Source organism: Enterococcus sp. AZ071 (assembly GCF_050499065.1).
GTDB lineage: Bacteria > Bacillota > Bacilli > Lactobacillales > Enterococcaceae > Enterococcus_A > Enterococcus_A ferrettii.
In genome coordinates this window covers 2,016,165-2,034,620 of record NZ_JBIPAS010000001.1, presented here as the reverse complement: position 1 = coordinate 2,034,620, position 18,456 = coordinate 2,016,165, and the positions used below count along the sequence as shown (strand labels likewise).

The window sequence follows — 18,456 nt, the reverse complement described above, 5'->3', positions numbered from 1 at the left end:
AAACTTGTTATAATCACAATGATTAGAAAGAAGGATGTTTTATATGAGGACTTATCAAGATGATCCATCGGTACAAAAAAATCGCTGGTGGATATTAGTCTCGGTAGCCTTGTTTGCTTTCATGTCCACCTTGGATTCTAGTATTGTGAACATCGCTTTACCAACTATCTCAAGAGATTTAAATGTACCAATGAATGAGGCGGAATGGGTGGTTTCCATCTATTTAATCGTTGTTTGTGCCTGTCTGCTGCTGTTTGGTAAAATCGGTGACAGCTTTGGAAAGATTAAGGTGTATCGAATGGGTACCATCATTTTTACGGTGGGCTCATTGCTTTGCGGTTTCAATCATTCGCTAGAGTTTCTGCTGTTTAGCCGCGTGATTCAAGGCATTGGCGCCAGCATGACCATGGCAACTAATTCAGGAATTGCCACAGAAGTCTTCCCAATGCAGGAACGCGGAAGGGCATTAGGGGCAATTGGTGCATTTGTTTCCTTGGGATCGATTGCTGGGCCAGGAATTGGCGGCTTGATTTTGTCGCAATTTTCGTGGTCCTATATTTTCTGGATCAATGTTCCAGTGGGAATTATCACCATTTTAATCGGTGAAAAATTCCTGCCGAAAGATTTAACTATGTCCAAACGCAAGATCGATTTCTTAGGCTTCGGAACCTTTGCGGTAACGATTATAAGCTTTTTCGGCAGCATCTTCATCGGCCAAGAAATTGGTTATTTACATGCGCTGCCTCTAGGGCTGTTTGGCTTAGCACTGATCGCTTTTCTCCTTTTCATCTATGTAGAAAAACGAAAAACTGATCCGTTGATCGTCTTCTCCATCTTTAAAAATAAAATGTTTACCATGAGCTTAATTACAGCGGTATTGATCTTTGCCTCGAACTTTTTTGTCAATGTAGTGATGCCCTTTTATTTACAAAGTGCACGAGGGCTTTCGGCTAGTTATTCCGGTCTCTTGCTAATGGTATTTCCGTTATTAATGGTAGTGGGTTCGCCCATCAGTGGATACCTTACAGACAAGATTGGTTCACCAATTCTAGTTATTACAGGTTTAGCCATGCTTTCGTTAACTCAGATTTTGTATATTTTCATGAATGAAACAACACCTATCTGGTATTTTGTTATTGCAACAGCCATCATGGGCTTGGGAAACGCACTATTTCAGTCACCAAACAACACGATGGTTATGAGCAGTGTAACCAAAGAGAATTTAGGTGTAGCGGGTAGTATGAATTCTTTTGCTCGGAATTTAGGAATGGTGATTGGGATTGCCTTGGCAACAACGATTCTCTATGGTGGAATGAGTGTAGCTTATGGGGAACGGGTAACCACGTACATTGCCAATCGACCAGATATTTTTGTTTTTGGAATGCGCGTTACCTTTATCGCTTCCTTCGCATTGTGTTTTATTGCATTAGTTATTTCTGCCGTTCGATTCAGAAAAAAGAAGAATGCCTAGTTGTATCAGATGCTTTTAATTGCATTGAAGCTAATGATAGGTAAGGGCTGATAATTAAGAAATTGGTTCAGTTAATCAGTGGAGGATTCTATGGAAAATACAGTAAGTGACATTCAAGGTAAATGGTTGATTCAAGCGTCAAATTTTCCTATGTGGCTCTCAGGTAAACGACTCAATCCCTCCATCACCTATCGTGCGATTAGCAATGAAGCTGAGCGCCTGCTGGATTTAGTAGAGTATCAAAAGCCAAATGGCAAACGTAAATCTATTGTTGGGATAGATACGGTTGTTAACAATGGGTTTGAATGGCGTGGGAAAGGTCTTTTGAAATTATTGCGGAGTCATTGGTCTGTGGCAGGCAAGAACGAAACAATTCTGGTCATTCGTTTTGAAGCTTCTTTGGTAACTCCTGCAGGCGTCGATGTTCTGATAAGAGCAACGGATGATAAAAATGCCGATTTCAAAGAAATTCTAGCAAACTCCTTTGAGAAATTTGGATTGACAGCGGCGGAATTCGAAAGTTTGACTTGGCTTTAATGATCAGATTCCGTGAAAAAATATATAAAAGCAGACACTAGCAATCGGGAGCCATTTAGCCTGAGGTGCTTTGGAAGGAGAAAAAAATAGTGAATCAAGTAGAAGCCTATTTAACTCAAAAAGGGATTCATTTTACTGTCCATGAGCTGCCAGTCGAGCAAGCGGATGGAACTGCAGTCTTAACTGAAGAACCTGCGGATCACAACAAAATCTTTAAGACGCTAGTTATGAAAGGGAATAAGACGGGCGTAATAATCGCAGTTGTTCCCTTGGATGCACGAGTGGATTATAAGAAAGCGGCGAAAGCAACTGGGAACCGTAAAATCGGCTTGCCGCCAATGGAATTTGTATTGGAACATACTGGATACGAACATGGAGCGAATACACCAATTGGCATTCACTTAAATCATCCTGAATACTCAATGGTTTTTGATGATAGCATTCGGGAGTATAAACAGGTGATTGTTTCTAGCGGTGAAATTGGCAAAGCTGTTGAATTAGCTGCGAATGATTTATTGGAACTGTTACACCCTGAAATTGAAAATATAGTGAAATAATCAGTGGAAGTCAGTTGTTTAGTTGTAAAACTTGCAGGTGACTTCTTTTTTTTGACCCCTTCTGTTATACTAAAAAAGATGAAACTGTACTAATGGAAAAGGAAAACAGGAGGAGTAGCAGTGGCAACTAAACATGATTTAATTTTAGAACACATTGAAAGTTTGCCCGTGGGTGAGCGCATCTCAGTCCGCAGCATTGCCAAGAATTTGAGTGTCAGTGAAGGAACGGCTTATCGGGCCATCAAGGACGCGGAGAATATCGGATTGGTTTCGACGATTCAGCGGGTGGGGACGATCCGAATCGAACGCAAATTAAAGAAAAATATTGAACGCTTAACCTTTGGTGAAGTGGTTCGAATTATTGAAGGCGACGTTTTAGGCGGTGCCAGTGGATTAGATAAAGATCTAAATAAATTTGTTATTGGGGCAATGACAGAAGAAGCAATGCAGCGCTATATTACACCGGGATCATTATTGATCGTAGGAAACCGGTTAGGTGCGCAACGATTGGCTTTAAAAGACGGCGCAGCTGTTTTGATTACTGGAGGATTTGACACAGAACCAGAAATTTCGCAGTTGGCGGATGAATTGGAATTGCCGGTTTTACGTACGACCTATGACTCCTTTACTGTAGCTACAATGATTAACCGTGCGTTAAGCGACCAGCTAATTAAAAAAGATATCATGCAGGTCAGCGATATTTACATGCCTTTAGAAAAGACTCATTATTTGCAGGCAGGCGAACCGATTGCTAGTTATCAAGCATTATCTGATGAGACTGGCCATTCACGTTTTCCAGTTGTAAACAAAAATATGCGGGTAATAGGCATCGTGACTGCCAAGGATATTTTAGGCAAAGCAGACAATCAGCTGCTTGATCGGGTGATGACCAGAGAACCGATCGTGGTTAAAACGAATATGAGTGTGGCTTCTGTCAGCCATCGCATGATCTGGGATGGACTGGAAATGATGCCAGTAGTCAAAGATGATTTAACCTTATTGGGGATGGTTAGCCGCCAGGATGTTATGAAGGCAATGCAACTGGTTCAGCGACAGCCGCAGATGTCTAACACCATTTCGGACCAGATTGTTGGTGATATCGTGATGATTGATAGCGACCGAGAAGGTAATCCGTTAGATGTACCTTATTTTAAATTCGAGGTTAGTCCGCAAATGGTCAATAGTGTCGGAACGATTTCATTTGGGGTATTAAGTGAGCTGCTAGCCAATGTGGCCCAACGTACTTTGATGATTGATCAACGACGGAATACTTTAATTGAGCAGATGAACCTGCATTATTTACGTCTCATTCAGTTGGAAAGCGAAATTGAAATTCGAACGAAAATATTTGAATTTGGTCGCCGTTCAGCGAAATTAGATTTGGAAGTCTACATTGATAATGTGATTGTGGCTAAGGCCTTAGTGGTTTGCCAAGTAATGGAGCGTTCTTAGAAAGAGGATACTATGAAAACAATGGAAGCAATTAGTGCAGCAATTAAGGAATATGACCGGATTATTATCCATCGACACCAACGTCCAGATCCAGATGCCCTTGGTTCTCAGGTTGGACTGGCGGAAATCCTGCGCTACAATTTTCCTGAAAAGGAAGTTTACCAAGTTGGCGGATCAGTCGAAGGGCTAGAATTTTTAGCTGAGATGGAAACTATCGAAGATCGTTTGTATCAAGATGCTTTAGTAATTGTAACTGACACTGCCAACTCACCAAGAGTCAGTGATAAACGCTTTTCTTTAGGTGACAAGCTGATTAAAATTGATCACCATCCCAACGATGATCCCTATGGCGATATTGTCTGGGTGAACACTAAAGCGAGCAGCTGCAGTGAGATGATTGCAGATTTTGCCTTTGATCAGGATCTGAAATTAAATGAAAATGCAGCTCGTCTTTTGTATGGTGGTATTGTGGGTGATACAGGACGGTTCTTGTATCCAGCTACTACATCACATACGCTGAGAGTAGCAGCTAAATTGGTAGATCATGACTTTGACGCGACTAAGCTGAATCGTGAAATTGAACAGATTTCCTTGAAGGTCGCAAAACTTTCAGGTTATCTGTATCAGAATTTAGAAGTAGATGAAAATGGTGCGGGACAAGTTGTATTGAGCCAAGAAATTATGAAAAAATATGATATTGTGGATTCGGAAACCTCTTCGTTGGTTCCTTTGCCTGGAGTGATTGATCATGTGCTTGCTTGGGGGTTGTTTGTTGAACAACCAGAAGGCTACTACCGTGTACGATTGCGTTCAAAAGGGCCGGTTATCAATGAGTTAGCTAAAAAACATCACGGCGGCGGACATCCCTTAGCCAGTGGTGCCAATGCTCATGATGATAAAGAGCGAGCGGAAATCTATCGAGAATTACAGGCTTTGTGTGCAGAATTTAAGCGTTAAATTTTTTTCAAGAAAGCGGTTGACAAAATGGTTATTGGTCTATACAATTAGAATTGTTAACAAATACTGTTTCATGTGACTAGATCATACTAGGCATGGAAGGAACTCACAAGGAAGCGACCTTGTGTTTCTTCCATGTCTTTTTCTTTGGCCAAGAACTAGTTGAAATAGTGAAAAATTCTGCAGAATGAGGAAGAGTATGAAAATTAAAAAGATTTTGAATCAAAATGCAGTGTTGGTAGATGATCATGGGGAAGAGAAGGTAGCTATAGGCAAAGGGGTAGGCTTCAGCAAGCAAAAGAATGACTTGATTTTTCCTAAGGATGTCGAGCATTTGTTCGTTATGGAGCCGGAAGGACAGCAAAAGTTACAGAACTTATTGAATCAAATTGATGAGAAGTATTTCTTTGCGGCTGAGCATATTATCGATCATGCGGAAACCGTCCTAATGGAAAAATTAAACGAGCATATTTTTGTTGCACTCACGGATCACATTGCTTTTGCGGCACAAAATATCACCAATGGCATTGTCATTCGTAATAAGTTGTTAAGTGAAATTGAGGTTCTGTACAATGAAGAATTTGCTATCGCACAATGGGCAGTGGATTATCTAAATCGCACGTTAAGCATTCCTTATGGCTACGACGAAGCGGGTTATATTGCCATTCATATTCACAGTGCTCGTATGGGGAAAAGCAATAATTACTCTAGTATTCGTGAAGTGACGATCATTTCTGAAGTCATCAACATTATTGCCGAAGAGGTGGGTGTTGATATCTATTCAAAGGAAATGGCCTTAGATTATTCTCGTTTAGCTAACCACCTGCGTTTACTTTTGCAGCGGTATCAAAAACAGCGCTATGCTTCTCTAGACATGGATATTATTGAGATGGTTCGCAGCAAGTATACGGAAAGCTACCAAATTGCTAAAAAGATTCGAGTTTTTTTAATGAAAAATTATCAGCTGGCAATCACTACAGAGGAGTTAGGGTATCTAGCGATTCATGTAGAGCGATTGCGGGGGGCAAAAAATGATTTTAAAGGGGAAGAATAAATAATGAAAGCTTATATGCAGCGAATGGGTCGTTCATTGATGCTACCGGTGGCTGTTTTACCAGCAGCATCAATTTTAGTAGGGATCGCTAACTGGATTGTGGGAATGGGTGTATCCAATGCAGCTACCACTTTCTTGATGAATAGTGGATTGGCAATTTTAGACAATTTGGCATTGCTGTTTTCAGTCGGATTAGCGTTAGGGATGTCGAAAGATAAAGATGGAGCTGCTGCTCTAGCAGGGCTGGTTGCATACTTAGTACCTAAAGCAGTTTTAGCTTCGGCCTCAGTTCAGTTATTACTAGGCCTTGGAGATATCGCAGATGTAAATCCTGCATTTAACAGTATGGGGAATAATGTATTTGTAGGGATTATTGCGGGTCTTACCGCAGCGGAAATGTACAATCGCTTTAGTGGAGTAAAACTCCCAATGGCCTTGTCGTTCTTTAGCGGAAAACGGCTAGTACCTATCATGTCAGCAGTAGGAATGTTAGTGATTTCTGGGGCCCTATTGTTCATATGGCCAGTAGTTTACAACGTGCTAGTAACACTAGGTGAAGGAATCTCTGGTTTAGGATTTATCGGGGCTGGCTTGTATGGGCTATTTAATCGGCTGCTCATACCTACAGGGCTGCACCATGCATTAAACTCTGTTTTCTGGTTTGATGTAGCAGGAATCAACGATATCGGGAATTTCTTAGCTGGTCAGCAAGCTATTGATGAAGGTTTAGCAATTGTAGGGAAAACTGGTATGTATCAGGCTGGCTTTTTCCCAGTGATGATGTTCGGTTTACCAGCAGGAGCATTAGCGATTTATCAATGTGCAAGACCTGAAAAGAAAAAAGTAACGGCTTCTTTAATGATTGCAGCGGCGTTTGCTTCCTTCTTTACAGGTGTTACTGAACCTCTGGAATTTTCTTTCATGTTTGTTGCATGGCCTGTATATGTCCTGCATGCTATTTTCACTGGATTGTCTTTAGCAGTAAGTGCATTCTTCCAATGGACAGCTGGTTTTGCCTTCAGTGCAGGATTTGTTGATTATTTCTTATCCTTGAAAAACCCAGTGGCAAACCAACCGCTGATGTTGATTTTACAAGGCTTGGTTTTTGCCTGCATTTATTACTTTGGTTTCCGTTTTGCTATCACTAAGTTCAACCTAATGACTCCAGGACGTGAAGAAGGCGATGGAGAAGAAATGCCAGATATTGATACTACTGGAGATAGCAAACATGCTGTAATGGCGCAAAAGATTTATGATGCACTAGGTGGGGCTACCAATGTAACGACAATTGACAATTGTACAACTCGTCTTCGTATGCAAGTACAAGATACTGGTGCTGTTGACCAAAGCAAGATTAAAGCAACTGGAGTACCTGGTCTGAAGGTGATTGATGATAAAAATATTCAAGTAATCGTCGGAACGGAAGTACAATTTGTAGCCGACGAAATGAATCGTCTGCATCACGGCGCTGCTGGAACAGCGAATGCCGCTGTTGAGAAAGTAGCTGTAGAAGCAGTGTCGAAGAATCAAGAATTATTTGCAGTAGCCAATGGTAAATTACTACCGATTACTGAAGTTTCTGATGATGTCTTTTCAGAGAAAATGATGGGTGATGGCTATGCAGTTTTACCAGTATCTGGCGAAATTTTTTCACCAGTAGCTGGTACGATCTCCAGTGTATTCCCAACGAAACATGCGGTAGGAATTACTACTCCTACGGGTGTTGAAGTATTGCTTCACATGGGATTAGACACAGTGGATCTTGGCGGAACACCGTTTACTGTTTATGTAAAAGCGGGACAACAGGTTGGACGCGGTCAAATGATCGCTCAAGCCGATTTGGAAGCAATTAAAGCGGCTGGAAAGAAAACCGACATGATTGTTGCCTTTACAAATGGTGAAAAAGTAGAACAGTTGACGATTGAAGCAGCAAAAGAAGTAAGTGCGAATGATATTGTTGGCGAATTAGTTAGTAAATAAGAGAAGGACGGCTTTCTTTAGAGGGAAGCCGTCTTTTTTTAGCATAGAGAGAATTCACCAATATTGACGCTTAGCTAATGATGGCAATCTTTAGGATGTCCGGCTGGACAAACTAGCTTTGTTGCATAAGTTAAATAGAGTGAGTTCGTGCAAAACCGAAAGAAAGTGAGAGCAGCCCTTTTCAAAGAGGGCTTTTTTCGCTAAAATAAAGCATCAAATAAAAAAGGAGACAAGACATGTCATTACCAAATTGCCCGCTATGCCAATCAGAATATACGTACGAGGACCGCAATATGTTTGTATGCCCGGAATGTGGACATGAGTGGAAAGAAGACGCAGAGGCGTCTGCTGAAGAAGGACTCGTTGTCAAAGACAGCAACGGCAACCTTTTACAGGATGGCGACAGCGTTACAGTGATTAAGGATTTGAAAGTGAAAGGGGCTTCTAATCCGATTAAACAAGGAACAAAAGTCAAAAATATTCGCTTAGTTGAAGGCGACCATGATATCGACTGCAAAGTGGATGGCTTTGGTCCTATGAAATTGAAATCTGAATTTGTTAAAAAGCTCTAGAGAGTTTCTTAGGGCCAGCTTCACACTTTTTTCATTGCTTTCTGTTACACTATTAATAGAAAGATAAGATAGGGGAAATGTATATGTACGGCTATGGATTTGGATTCTTTGATCCGACTTTCTTTTTAGTTATCCTCGGATTGGTGATTAGCGGTGCTGCTTCAGCTTATGTCAATTCCACATTTCGTAAATATGACGAAGTGCGCAGTCGTAACGGACTGACTGGAACACGAGCTGCCCAGTATATTTTGCAAAATCAGGGAATCAACGATGTCGGTGTACAGCAGATCGCAGGGGATCTAACGGATAATTATAACAGTGGAAACAAGATATTAAGCTTGTCAGAAGCCACTGCACAATCTACTTCAGTTGCTGCAATTGGTGTTGCTGCCCATGAATGTGGTCATGCAGTACAAGATGCGAAGGGGTATGCTCCCTTGAGAATTCGACACGCAATTGTGCCAGTTGCTAATTTTGGTTCAACGATTGCTTTTCCAATTATTTTGATTGGAGTATTCATGAGTTGGAACTCAACACTGATTAATATCGGGATCGCAGCCTTTTCGTTAGCGTTGGTTTTCCAATTGGTTACTTTACCAGTGGAATTTGATGCTTCTCGACGGGCACTAGCGATTTTGCGAGATGGCAACATGCTGGAACCAGATGAATTACAAGCAGCTCGTAAAGTACTGACAGCCGCTGCAATGACTTACGTTGCGGCAGCCTTAGCAACCTTCTTGCAATTGCTGCGTCTAATTCTACTATTTGGTGGCAATCGCAATCGAAATTAAACAAAAGCTGTAAGCATCTAATTAGGATGTTTACAGCTTTTTTGTAGGCTTCATTAATAAAAATGCTTTGAAATTGCTAAAATCATTGTGTTGTGGCGTTTCATATACGCCGATAGGGACGAATCCCCTTTGAGCATAGAAATTTTTGGCTAACTGATTCTTATCGCTGACATAGAGATAAAGAGCCTCTCCCAACTGCTCTGCTGCGGCTAGAAGTGCCTGGGCGACGCCACGTTTGCGAAAATCAGGATCAACAAATAACTGTTGAATTAACAGTCCCTTCAGTGGTTGTGGTTCGAATAAATTGTCCTTCGCTAATTTTTCCAACAGTCCCTCCTCTGCGATTAACAGGAAGCCGATAATTTGATCGTTTAAGGTAGCTAAATAGACTTTTTGGGAAAGGTCGAAGGCTTCGTGATCAATAATTCCTTCGCCATCAATTGTTGACAAGTGCTTTAAGCTGTATTGTTTGGCTTGTTGGAATTTTGGATGAGAGGCAAGACATTCGTTAATGATCATAATTGTTCCTTTTTTTCTATTCAGTATAGCAAGCCGAACGAGAATTAACTACTATTACTTTCAAAGTAAAAAAGAGAGAGTTCTTATTATTGTTCATCTTTAGAGTGTGGTATGATTAAATTAGCAAATAAAGGAGCTGATACCCATGAAAAGAGCAACGAAAATTAAGATCGGTGTAAGTGTCATTGCGGTAGCTAGCGTTGCCACAGCAGTGATTGCCTCTGGCAAGATTCTGGACAAGGCCCGTCATGTTTCGAATCGCCATAAAGTGAAAAAGTTTGTGAGTGATAAATTCGACGGCAATGAGAAAGTAATGGACATCGTCGACAAGCTATCTGACGATGATTTAGACAACCTGATGAACATCCTTGGTAAGATCAAAGATGGGAAGAAACGTGTCTCGGTATACGGTGATTCCATCAAAGAAACCACGGATGATTTGAAAGATAAGATTATGGGCTTTGTGGAAAACGTAATCGATTAATGAATAAACACCTGTTACCAGCGAGTACTAAGCTGGCAACAGGTGTCTTTATGTTTAAAGCTAACGCAACTGATCACGTGCCTTTACGGGAACTTGAGCTGGTAAAATCTCTCGCCAACTGCGAACGTTTTGTCCTTTGGTGACCACTTCTAGATAACGTCCGGAAGCAACATGTTTATTAAATTTCTGGTAGCTGATTTTTCTAGCTTGCCCATAATTGTCATAGCTGGTGGTAACGTAGACTGGTTCTTCCTGGGTAGTACGTGCGATAACCGAATCAGAGCTGTGAGCCGTTCTGATATAAACCTTCTCTTCTTTGACGAAAGGATTGAGGTGGTCAGCGGTTGAGGCCCAGCGATGGACACAGTCCTTGGTTAAGTGAGGCTGTATCAATAAGAAGCTTACTACAAATAGAAGGAAAAGAAGTCCGTATTTATATTTTCTCATGCTCGCCCCTCCTTGCTAAAACACTCTACCTTTATCATACAACCAAGAAGTTTTTTTAAAATCAGTCATAAGTCTGAATATCGTAAAATTTTTACTGACTTTTGCGTAAAATATGCTAAAGTTAAAAACGAGGTGAAGCGTGTGGAACGAATCAGTTCATTTACTGAAGAAGAAAAAAATGAGTACATGCAAGAAGCAATTAAGGAAGCTCAGAAGGCTGAGAGGATTGCGGAGGTACCAATTGGAGCGATTATTGTACATAATAAAGAAATCATTGGTCGTGGCCATAATCTGCGGGAGCACAGTCAGGATGCGACTAGTCATGCTGAAATGTTCGCGATCCGTGAAGCTTGCAAAGGTTTGGACAGCTGGCGCTTAGAAGAATGCCAACTGTTTGTCACCCTGGAGCCCTGTCCTATGTGCAGCGGTGCAATGATCTTGTCGAGGATAGAGGAAGTCTATTTTGGTGCATTTGATCCAAAAGGCGGAACAGCTGGGACCTTAATGAATTTATTAACAGATGAAAGATTTAATCATCGAGCCTACGTAGAAGGCGGTATTTTAGAAGAAACCTGCGGAAAATTACTAACTAATTTTTTTCAGCATTTACGAGAAAAGAAAAAACAAATGAAAAAGACTAGCCAAGAAGACTAGAATTTGTTATACTAATTTTTGCCGAAAGGCTAGGACAATGTCGGGCTTGTGAATTGTGTCAGATCTGGAAGGAAGCAGCACTAAGCAGGATCCGGCATGTGTCTGAAATTAAATAGACAATCATCCAACAGGCTGAGGCCTGTTTTTTTTTTCGAAAAAAGATTGCGTTACCTGCTTTTCTTATACTATTATGAAGTTGAAGGGTATTGGCAGCAATTAGAAATGAAAAAGTGAAGGGGCGACTAATACAATGAAAAAAGCAACGCCTAAAAAACAAACATGGTCGGGGAAATATCCGCGTTTAAGTATAGCAGCCGGAATTGCGCTTATTATTTTGGGGATAGCTGTTTCTGACAGTGATCTGCTTAACTCCTCCAGCTCAATAGCATCCAATGACTATGCAAACGAGGAGTATTGGGAAGAAGACGAAGCGTTGGATTACATCGATGAAGTGAAAAACTGGGACCGCGGTACTTATGAAAACATCCAAGTAGCAACCACCAATGTGGAGTACGACGAGGATGACGAAACATCGATTGAAACCTATTCTCATGGTGATTCTTATGAAGAGCTTGTGGAAGCTGTAGGACCACCAACTAGAACCTTTACCAACAAAGGAGATGCTACCCGTCCGTCGATTGTGGACGCTGACTGGGAGAAAGATTTTGAGGATGGCGGCTACATTTCGATCAATATTCGCTATGAAAAAGATACAGGACAGATTATTTCGAAAGACTGCTATGGCAGCTTTTAAACAAAGAAACCCGTGAAATCTACTTGGATTTCACGGGTTTCTTATTTATTACTGTAAAGTATTTGAAGAATTCGTATCATCTTTAAGCAGCTGACTTTCTCGACGAATATGATAAATCTTATGGATATTAATAATCAAGGTTTTGATTACCGCATAAACTGGAATACATATCAGCATACCAAGGATTCCGGCCACACTTCCCGCACCGATTAACACTAAGATAATAGTAAGGGGGTGAATATTCAAAGATTTACCAAACAACAATGGTTTGATTAAGTTTCCATCCAACTGCTGAATCACTAAAACAGAAAGCCCCATGTACAAAGCCTGCAAAGGTGAGACAAAAAATCCTACAATAACTGCTGGTACCGCACCAATAAATGGTCCAACATAAGGAATAATATTGGTCACACCACAGAAGATCGCCAATAATAAACTATAAGGTTGTTTAAAAATAGTCATAGCAATGAAGCTCAAAATCCCAATAATAAACGCATCTAACACCGTACTGCTGATATAAGCAGACAGAGTTTCATTTAATTCCCGGACCGTCTGACGTAACTCTTTCCGAATGGTTAAAGGGAAAAATTGTGATATCGCATCAAGAAACTTGTGACCATCCTTGAACATAAAGATCAAAATGAATGGAACGGTAAATAGCAGCACGAAAAACTGCATGGCTACACTAACAATTCGTGACAGACTGGAGGTCACACTAACGATTGCTAAATTAATCAAGTTATTAATCGTCAGGTTAGCAGAAGCCAGCTGTTCTTCCAAATTGAAGTTCTTGAACTCCTCCCGCTGGGCCAGCTCAGTCATCCATTTTCCAGTTTCTTCAGCATATACCGGTAAGTTTTGAGTTAACTGAACCGTTTGCTCAATTAACTGCGGAATTACGTTCATTGCTGCCAAAACAATAATAATCGCAATTACCACAAAAGAAATTAAAAAGCCGAAGACACGAGGAATACCACGCTTTTCTAAGAATACGACGATGGGATCGAACATATAATAGAGAAATCCAGCTACCAATAAGGGCAGTACCACTGCTGAAAGCATGCCTAAAACAGGTTCAAAGATATTAGGCATTTGCAAAATAAAGTAAATTCCGATAATCGTCAAGACGATTTCGGCTGTCCAGAAGAACAATTTAGACTGTTTGAAACGTGAGAGCATAATAGCCTCCTTTTATATGATAGCTTCATCTTATCATTTATTATGCAATGAAAAAATCTTTTTTAAGAAATTAAAGAGAAAGTTCGGGAAGCTTTCTATTCTTTTTTCAATAAGTTTGAGAACAGTTATTTCATTGAATCTGGTTAAGGTTAGGAGTACACTGAAAGAAATTAGTTGGAGGTGTTGCAGGTGAGAGAAAAAAAAGCCTTTCACGTTAACGGGTATGCAGCGTTGTTTGTTTTAATTTTGATTATGATCGCTGGAGTTTGGTTTATCTATTTGGGAAGCAGCCGGAATCAAATCGGTTTAATTATTTTAGCAATAGCTTTATGGATAATCTCCTTCTTATTCATTAGCTCCCTAACTATTGTCAGTCCAAATCAAGCCAAAGCCGTACTGTTTTTTGGAAAATATGTAGGAACGATCAAAGGCAACGGTCTGTTTGTAACCACTCCTTTGACGCAGAAAATTAAAGTCTCTATGAAGGTGCGCAACTTTAACAGTTCTCTATTGAAAGTAAATGATTCAGATGGAAATCCTATTGAAATTTCCGCAGTGGTTGTTTATAAGGTTGTTGATACGGCCAAAGCATTGTTTGATGTCGATTATTACTTAGATTTTGTTGAGATTCAAAGCGAAACGGCGATTCGCCACATTGCCTCTCAATACCCTTACGATACCTTTAATGATGACGATTTGACTTTACGAGGCAACACCACCAAGGTTTCTGAGGAATTAGCCAAGGAATTACAGGAACGTTTGGCGATTGCCGGCGTAGAAGTGATTGAAACACGCTTAAATCACTTAGCCTATGCAACTGAAATTGCGAATGCAATGCTGCAGCGTCAGCAAGCCCGGGCCATTCTTTCAGCTCGCCAAACGATCGTTGAAGGAGCGGTAACGATGACTCAGATGGCTCTTGAGCAAATTGAGGATGGGCAGGATATCCATTTTACAGATGATCGCAAAGTCCAATTAATCAATAATCTGCTGGTTTCAATTATTACCGATAAAGGGACACAGCCGGTCATCAATACTGGGGACATGAGCGATAAGTCTAAGACAGGAGGCAACAAATGAAGAAGCTGTATATTAAGCAAAAGGTTTTTAGCATCAGTGAAAAATTCACCATTATGGATGATCAGCAAAATCCTCGCTATTACGTAGAAGGAAGTTTCTTGAGAATTCCGAAGACTTTCCGAATTGAAGATGAACAGGGGAGAGAAATCAGTAAAATTACTAAAAAAACTATTAGTTTGTTACCAAAATTCTTTGTAGAAATTGATGGTCAAGACATGATTGAAATCTCTAAACACCTAACATTTCTCAAGGCGCAGTATTCTATTGAGGCAGAAGGAATGTCGGTGGAAGGAAACTGGTGGGATATGGATTTCATTGTGGAGAAAAATGGGCGTCGAATTGCGGACATTAATAAACGCTGGATTTCTTGGGGAGATACTTATGAGGTGACTATTTTAGATGAATCGTATGAACATCTAATCATCTCTTTAGTGATTGCAATTGATCGAGTGAAAGAGGATGAACGAGCATCTAACAATAGTTAAGGCCGGTTATAGGCCTTTTTTTTGTGGGATGGTAATTGTTTCGTTACAATGAAAGAAAAAGGATTTGATAAAAAATGGAACGACCTTCGACAAAAGCGACCCGCTGGATCCAATTTATCGGTGGCCGCAACTTAATTTTTACTTTAATAGCTGGTGTACTGTTAGGGGCCTTAATCTTCATTTTCTACTTGGTGCGCTTCATTTTTGAGCCAGTAGGAATTATTCTAGGAACGTTGTTTGCTCCCGTGTTATTGGCATTGATCTTGTACTATTTACTGGACCCAATTGTTAACTACTTTGAGGTGAAAGGTGTTAAGCGAATTTATACGATTATTGGTATTGGCTTAACTCTGGTTCTACTACTTGTCGCCTTCGGAATCTGGGCAGTTCCTAGAATCTATAGTCAAACGCTTAGCTTGGTAAACGATTTTCCACAGCATGTTGATAACTTCAATAATACGGTTCAGAATTTTGTTGCTGGAACGATGTTTGAAGAACCAGCGCAAGAATTTTTTGGCTCGTTAGAAGATGTAGTGGGACAGGTTATTAATATTTTATCTGATTCTCTAGGTGACATTCAACAATTTGTTGGTGATCTTTTTTCAACCGTCAGCGGCTTTTTTATCATCTTGCTGACAGCACCAATTATTGCCTTCTTCCTATTAAAGGATGCAAAGAAGTTTAAGCATTACTTTCTCAAGCTGATGCCGCCAAAATTCCGAGAAGATGCCAATGAACTGGGGGGAATTCTTGATATTCAGGTAGGCAACTATTTGAAAGGGCAGTTTATTGTAGCTTTAGCGAACGGTTTAATCGTCTTTATTGGTTTTCTAATTATTGGCATGCCTTACGCGTTACCCTTGTCATTATTAGTGACCATCACTTCTTTTATCCCATATATAGGACCTTTCATTGCATTTATTCCCTGTGCGGTGATTGCGTTGCTGGAATCTTTTCAATTGTTGTTGGCATTAATTGTTGTCTGGATTATTGAACAGGTGCTCAACGGTAATGTAATTGAGCCTAAGGTATTAGGCGAACAGCTAAGGGTTCATCCAGTGACAATAGTATTGGTTTTATTGGTGATGGGGAATCTGTTTGGTCTATTCGGTTTAGTTTTTGGAGTGCCGACATATGCAATTATCAAAGCTTTCGGCGTATTCTTATTTCGCAAATTCAAACAGCGGTATAATCGATATTATGGCAAGGATGATGGCGAATATGAAGACACTGAATTTTCACAGGATGAATATATTAACGACTAAATATTTCAGATTTTGACTAGTTTTAGGATAAAAATCATTGCAAAATGTCTGTCTTTGATTTACTCTAGATTCATGCGGTCGTGGCGGAATTGGCAGACGCGCTAGCTTCAGGCGCTAGTGGTAGAAATACCGTGGAAGTTCGAGTCTTCTCGGCCGCATTGAATAAAAAGACTTTATTTTACACAGTATCTTGATAGAAAAAACGAATTACAATTAGTACCAGCTCGCTTCATCCTACCTATGGATGAAAAGCTGTCCTAATGTAATTCGTTTTTTTATTCATTCTGCTCAACTGTTAACAGCTGCTGCTTAATAGCTAGGCCTTCTGCACTTGATCCGGAGTAGCCAGTGAGTTGGCCACCCTTTCCGATGACTCGATGGCAGGGAATAATAATCGGTAAGGGATTTTTTCGATTGGCTTGGCCGATTGCACGAACCGCTTTCGGTCGTTGGATTTGTTCCGCGATATCCTGATAGCAACATGTTTTGCCATAAGGAATTTGGGCAAGGGCATGCCAAACTTCTTGTTGAAAGGAAGTACCGTAAATAAATTCATAAGGTACAGTGAAGGCGGTTAGTTGGCCATCAAGAAACTGCAGAATTTCTTCTTTTGCTTGTTCAAGTATGACTGGATTTGCCGTCTTTGATTCAGAAATCTTAGTGTAGGAAACAGTAGTTAACGCATGTTCGTTAGCATCTAACCACAGAGTGCCTAAAGAAGTATCAAATTTCATGGAATAAGTGCCTCCTGTTCAATAATTATCGTACGATTATGGTACTATAGAACCAATAAAAAGCGGTAAGAGAGAAGCGAAATTATGGAAAAAATTATTCTTTTACATACGAACGATTTACATTCTCACCTGGAAAATTGGCCTAAGATTCGACGTTTTTTGCAAGCGCGTCAACAAGAGGATCAGCATAACAATCAGGCGGTTATTACAGTTGATCTTGGGGATTTTGTTGATCGCTGGCACCCCTTGACGGAGGCTACCAATGGACAAGCCAATGTTGAATTAATGAATCAAATCGGCTATGATGCGGCAACAATCGGTAATAATGAAGGAGTTGGGAATTCCAAAGACGACTTGAATCATTTGTACGATGATGCCAATTTTGATGTGATTCTAGATAATTTATTTGATAAACTTACGCTGCAAGCCCCAGAGTGGTCAAAGGTTTACAAGATCATTACGACAGAAAATGGAACAAAGATAGGGCTGATTGCCTTTACCGCTCCCTTTCCATTAACTTACAATCCGAATGGATGGGATATTCGCCAGGTGGAGGATATGATGCCGGATTTGATTGCACAGCTGCGGTCGCAGGTGGATGTACTAGTATTGATGAGTCATTTGGGTATAAGTGCGGATCGTTCCATTGCTCGGGCACATCCTGAGATTGATGTGATCTTAGGATCCCATACGCATCATTTATTTGAGCAGGGCGAAAAGATTGGCAATGTTCAGGTGGCTGCAGCAGGTAAGTATGGTTATTATGTTGGAGAGGTGCACATCTATCTGGATGATGAACATCAGATCCTGCGAACCTCTGCTCACACTTATGCGACTGATAAAATGTTGGAGCTGCCAGAGGATCAAGTAGAAATTACCGGGTATTTAACGGAAGGCCATCAATTGCTTTCTGAGAAGGTGGTAGCCGATCTGCCATTTTCCATGAGTGTGGATATTCATGGGAAACATCCGATGATTGAGTATACTTTGCATGCAGTAAAAGAAAAGGCTGAGACTGACGTTGCTATTTTGAATTCGGGTCTCTTTTTAAGCGATATTCCCGCCGGAGTTGTGAATCAAGATCAGCTTCATACTACGTTGCCACATCCGATGCATTTGATTCGAGTGACTCTGACGGGGAATGAACTGGTCCGCTTAATTTTGGAAATGGAAAAGAACCGTCATTTTCTAATTAATTTCCCAGTAATCGGTATGGGTTTCCGAGGGAAGGTTTTTGGACATTTGGTGTATGAAGGTGTATCCTTCGATGCGGTTAACCATCAAGTCTGCTGGCTAGGTGAGCCAATCGATCCAACGGCAAACTACACTATTGCAACGGTGGATCATTATATGTTCCTACCATTCTTTCCGACAATTGAAATAGCTGGGACTGCTGAGTTTTTATTCCCTGAATTTATTCGCAGCGTATTGGGGGACTATCTAAAAGCTCACTACCCAATCCAATGAAAACAAGGTATAATAGC

The 18,456-nt window shown here is 40.6% G+C and carries 20 protein-coding genes, 1 tRNA gene and 1 other RNA gene; 18 read left to right on the top strand and 4 right to left on the bottom strand.

Annotated features, from left to right (window positions below):
- Window positions 1-43 precede the first annotated feature (43 nt).
- The 9 genes from IGI49_RS10035 (at window position 44) to IGI49_RS09995 (ending at window position 9,371) form a co-directional block, all read left to right on the top strand.
- Complete coding sequence (locus tag IGI49_RS10035) at window positions 44-1,471, top strand: MFS transporter (protein ID WP_429964363.1); 1,428 nt, start codon at window positions 44-46, stop codon at window positions 1,469-1,471.
- Between the two features lie 90 nt (window positions 1,472-1,561).
- Window positions 1,562-2,008 (top strand): hypothetical protein, encoded by a 447-nt coding sequence (locus IGI49_RS10030; protein WP_429964362.1) that lies wholly within the window; start codon window positions 1,562-1,564, stop codon window positions 2,006-2,008.
- An 89-nt stretch (window positions 2,009-2,097) separates the two neighbouring features.
- On the top strand, window positions 2,098-2,565 hold the full coding sequence (locus tag IGI49_RS10025) for a YbaK/EbsC family protein (RefSeq protein WP_429964361.1): 468 nt from the start codon (window positions 2,098-2,100) through the stop codon (window positions 2,563-2,565).
- Window positions 2,566-2,685: 120 nt separating this feature from the next.
- The gene (locus IGI49_RS10020) at window positions 2,686-4,017 is read left to right on the top strand and encodes a DRTGG domain-containing protein (protein ID WP_429964360.1); all 1,332 of its coding nucleotides are present in this window, start codon (window positions 2,686-2,688) and stop codon (window positions 4,015-4,017) included.
- Window positions 4,018-4,029: 12 nt separating this feature from the next.
- Window positions 4,030-4,974, top strand: coding sequence for a DHH family phosphoesterase (locus IGI49_RS10015; RefSeq protein WP_429964359.1), 945 nt, complete (start codon window positions 4,030-4,032; stop codon window positions 4,972-4,974).
- 199 nt (window positions 4,975-5,173) lie between these two features.
- Window positions 5,174-6,028 carry a PRD domain-containing protein gene (locus IGI49_RS10010; protein ID WP_207704171.1) on the top strand — a complete coding sequence of 285 codons (855 nt, stop codon included), beginning with the start codon at window positions 5,174-5,176 and terminating at the stop codon, window positions 6,026-6,028.
- A gap of 3 nt (window positions 6,029-6,031) precedes the next feature.
- The gene (nagE, locus tag IGI49_RS10005) at window positions 6,032-8,008 is read left to right on the top strand and encodes an N-acetylglucosamine-specific PTS transporter subunit IIBC (protein ID WP_429964358.1); all 1,977 of its coding nucleotides are present in this window, start codon (window positions 6,032-6,034) and stop codon (window positions 8,006-8,008) included.
- Between the two features lie 236 nt (window positions 8,009-8,244).
- Window positions 8,245-8,580: a zinc ribbon domain-containing protein YjdM gene (locus IGI49_RS10000; RefSeq protein WP_207704173.1), complete on the top strand. Its 336-nt coding sequence runs from the start codon at window positions 8,245-8,247 to the stop codon at window positions 8,578-8,580.
- An 83-nt stretch (window positions 8,581-8,663) separates the two neighbouring features.
- Entirely contained in the window at window positions 8,664-9,371 is a 708-nt protein-coding gene (locus IGI49_RS09995) for a zinc metallopeptidase (protein WP_429964357.1), read from the top strand.
- A 30-nt stretch (window positions 9,372-9,401) separates the two neighbouring features.
- On the opposite strand, the gene IGI49_RS09990 is transcribed toward IGI49_RS09995, so the two are convergent.
- Window positions 9,402-9,890 (bottom strand): GNAT family N-acetyltransferase, encoded by a 489-nt coding sequence (locus tag IGI49_RS09990; RefSeq protein ID WP_429964356.1) that lies wholly within the window; start codon window positions 9,888-9,890, stop codon window positions 9,402-9,404.
- 145 nt (window positions 9,891-10,035) lie between these two features.
- Between IGI49_RS09990 and IGI49_RS09985 the strand changes: the two genes are divergently transcribed.
- The gene (locus tag IGI49_RS09985) at window positions 10,036-10,374 is read left to right on the top strand and encodes a hypothetical protein (RefSeq protein WP_207704176.1); all 339 of its coding nucleotides are present in this window, start codon (window positions 10,036-10,038) and stop codon (window positions 10,372-10,374) included.
- Between the two features lie 60 nt (window positions 10,375-10,434).
- On the opposite strand, the gene IGI49_RS09980 is transcribed toward IGI49_RS09985, so the two are convergent.
- A complete protein-coding gene (locus tag IGI49_RS09980; protein ID WP_429964355.1) occupies window positions 10,435-10,821 on the bottom strand; it encodes a YxeA family protein in 387 nt (128 codons plus the stop codon).
- A 141-nt stretch (window positions 10,822-10,962) separates the two neighbouring features.
- On the opposite strand from IGI49_RS09980, the gene tadA reads away from it, so the two are divergent.
- From tadA to IGI49_RS09965, 3 genes are all read left to right on the top strand, one after another.
- Entirely contained in the window at window positions 10,963-11,475 is a 513-nt protein-coding gene (gene tadA / locus IGI49_RS09975) for a tRNA adenosine(34) deaminase TadA (protein WP_207704178.1), read from the top strand.
- Window positions 11,476-11,501: 26 nt separating this feature from the next.
- An RNA gene (gene ffs, locus IGI49_RS09970) (signal recognition particle sRNA small type) lies at window positions 11,502-11,588 on the top strand.
- Window positions 11,589-11,725: 137 nt separating this feature from the next.
- Entirely contained in the window at window positions 11,726-12,229 is a 504-nt protein-coding gene (locus IGI49_RS09965; protein WP_429964354.1) for a hypothetical protein, read from the top strand.
- A 48-nt stretch (window positions 12,230-12,277) separates the two neighbouring features.
- On the opposite strand, the gene IGI49_RS09960 is transcribed toward IGI49_RS09965, so the two are convergent.
- Window positions 12,278-13,408: an AI-2E family transporter gene (locus tag IGI49_RS09960; RefSeq protein WP_429964353.1), complete on the bottom strand. Its 1,131-nt coding sequence runs from the start codon at window positions 13,406-13,408 to the stop codon at window positions 12,278-12,280.
- Window positions 13,409-13,597: 189 nt separating this feature from the next.
- Between IGI49_RS09960 and IGI49_RS09955 the strand changes: the two genes are divergently transcribed.
- From IGI49_RS09955 to IGI49_RS09940, 4 genes are all read left to right on the top strand, one after another.
- Window positions 13,598-14,488: an SPFH domain-containing protein gene (locus IGI49_RS09955; RefSeq protein WP_429964352.1), complete on the top strand. Its 891-nt coding sequence runs from the start codon at window positions 13,598-13,600 to the stop codon at window positions 14,486-14,488.
- The gene (locus IGI49_RS09950) at window positions 14,485-14,973 is read left to right on the top strand and encodes an LURP-one-related/scramblase family protein (RefSeq protein ID WP_429964351.1); all 489 of its coding nucleotides are present in this window, start codon (window positions 14,485-14,487) and stop codon (window positions 14,971-14,973) included. Before IGI49_RS09955 ends, IGI49_RS09950 begins: the two co-directional genes overlap by 4 nt.
- A gap of 74 nt (window positions 14,974-15,047) precedes the next feature.
- Complete coding sequence (locus tag IGI49_RS09945) at window positions 15,048-16,238, top strand: AI-2E family transporter (RefSeq protein ID WP_429964350.1); 1,191 nt, start codon at window positions 15,048-15,050, stop codon at window positions 16,236-16,238.
- A gap of 74 nt (window positions 16,239-16,312) precedes the next feature.
- A tRNA-Leu gene (locus IGI49_RS09940) sits at window positions 16,313-16,396 on the top strand.
- A 117-nt stretch (window positions 16,397-16,513) separates the two neighbouring features.
- Here the strand turns inward: IGI49_RS09940 and IGI49_RS09935 are convergent.
- On the bottom strand, window positions 16,514-16,972 hold the full coding sequence (locus IGI49_RS09935) for a methylated-DNA--[protein]-cysteine S-methyltransferase (RefSeq protein WP_429964349.1): 459 nt from the start codon (window positions 16,970-16,972) through the stop codon (window positions 16,514-16,516).
- Between the two features lie 84 nt (window positions 16,973-17,056).
- On the opposite strand from IGI49_RS09935, the gene IGI49_RS09930 reads away from it, so the two are divergent.
- On the top strand, window positions 17,057-18,439 hold the full coding sequence (locus IGI49_RS09930; protein ID WP_429964348.1) for a bifunctional metallophosphatase/5'-nucleotidase: 1,383 nt from the start codon (window positions 17,057-17,059) through the stop codon (window positions 18,437-18,439).
- The last annotated feature ends 17 nt before the right edge of the window (window positions 18,440-18,456 follow it).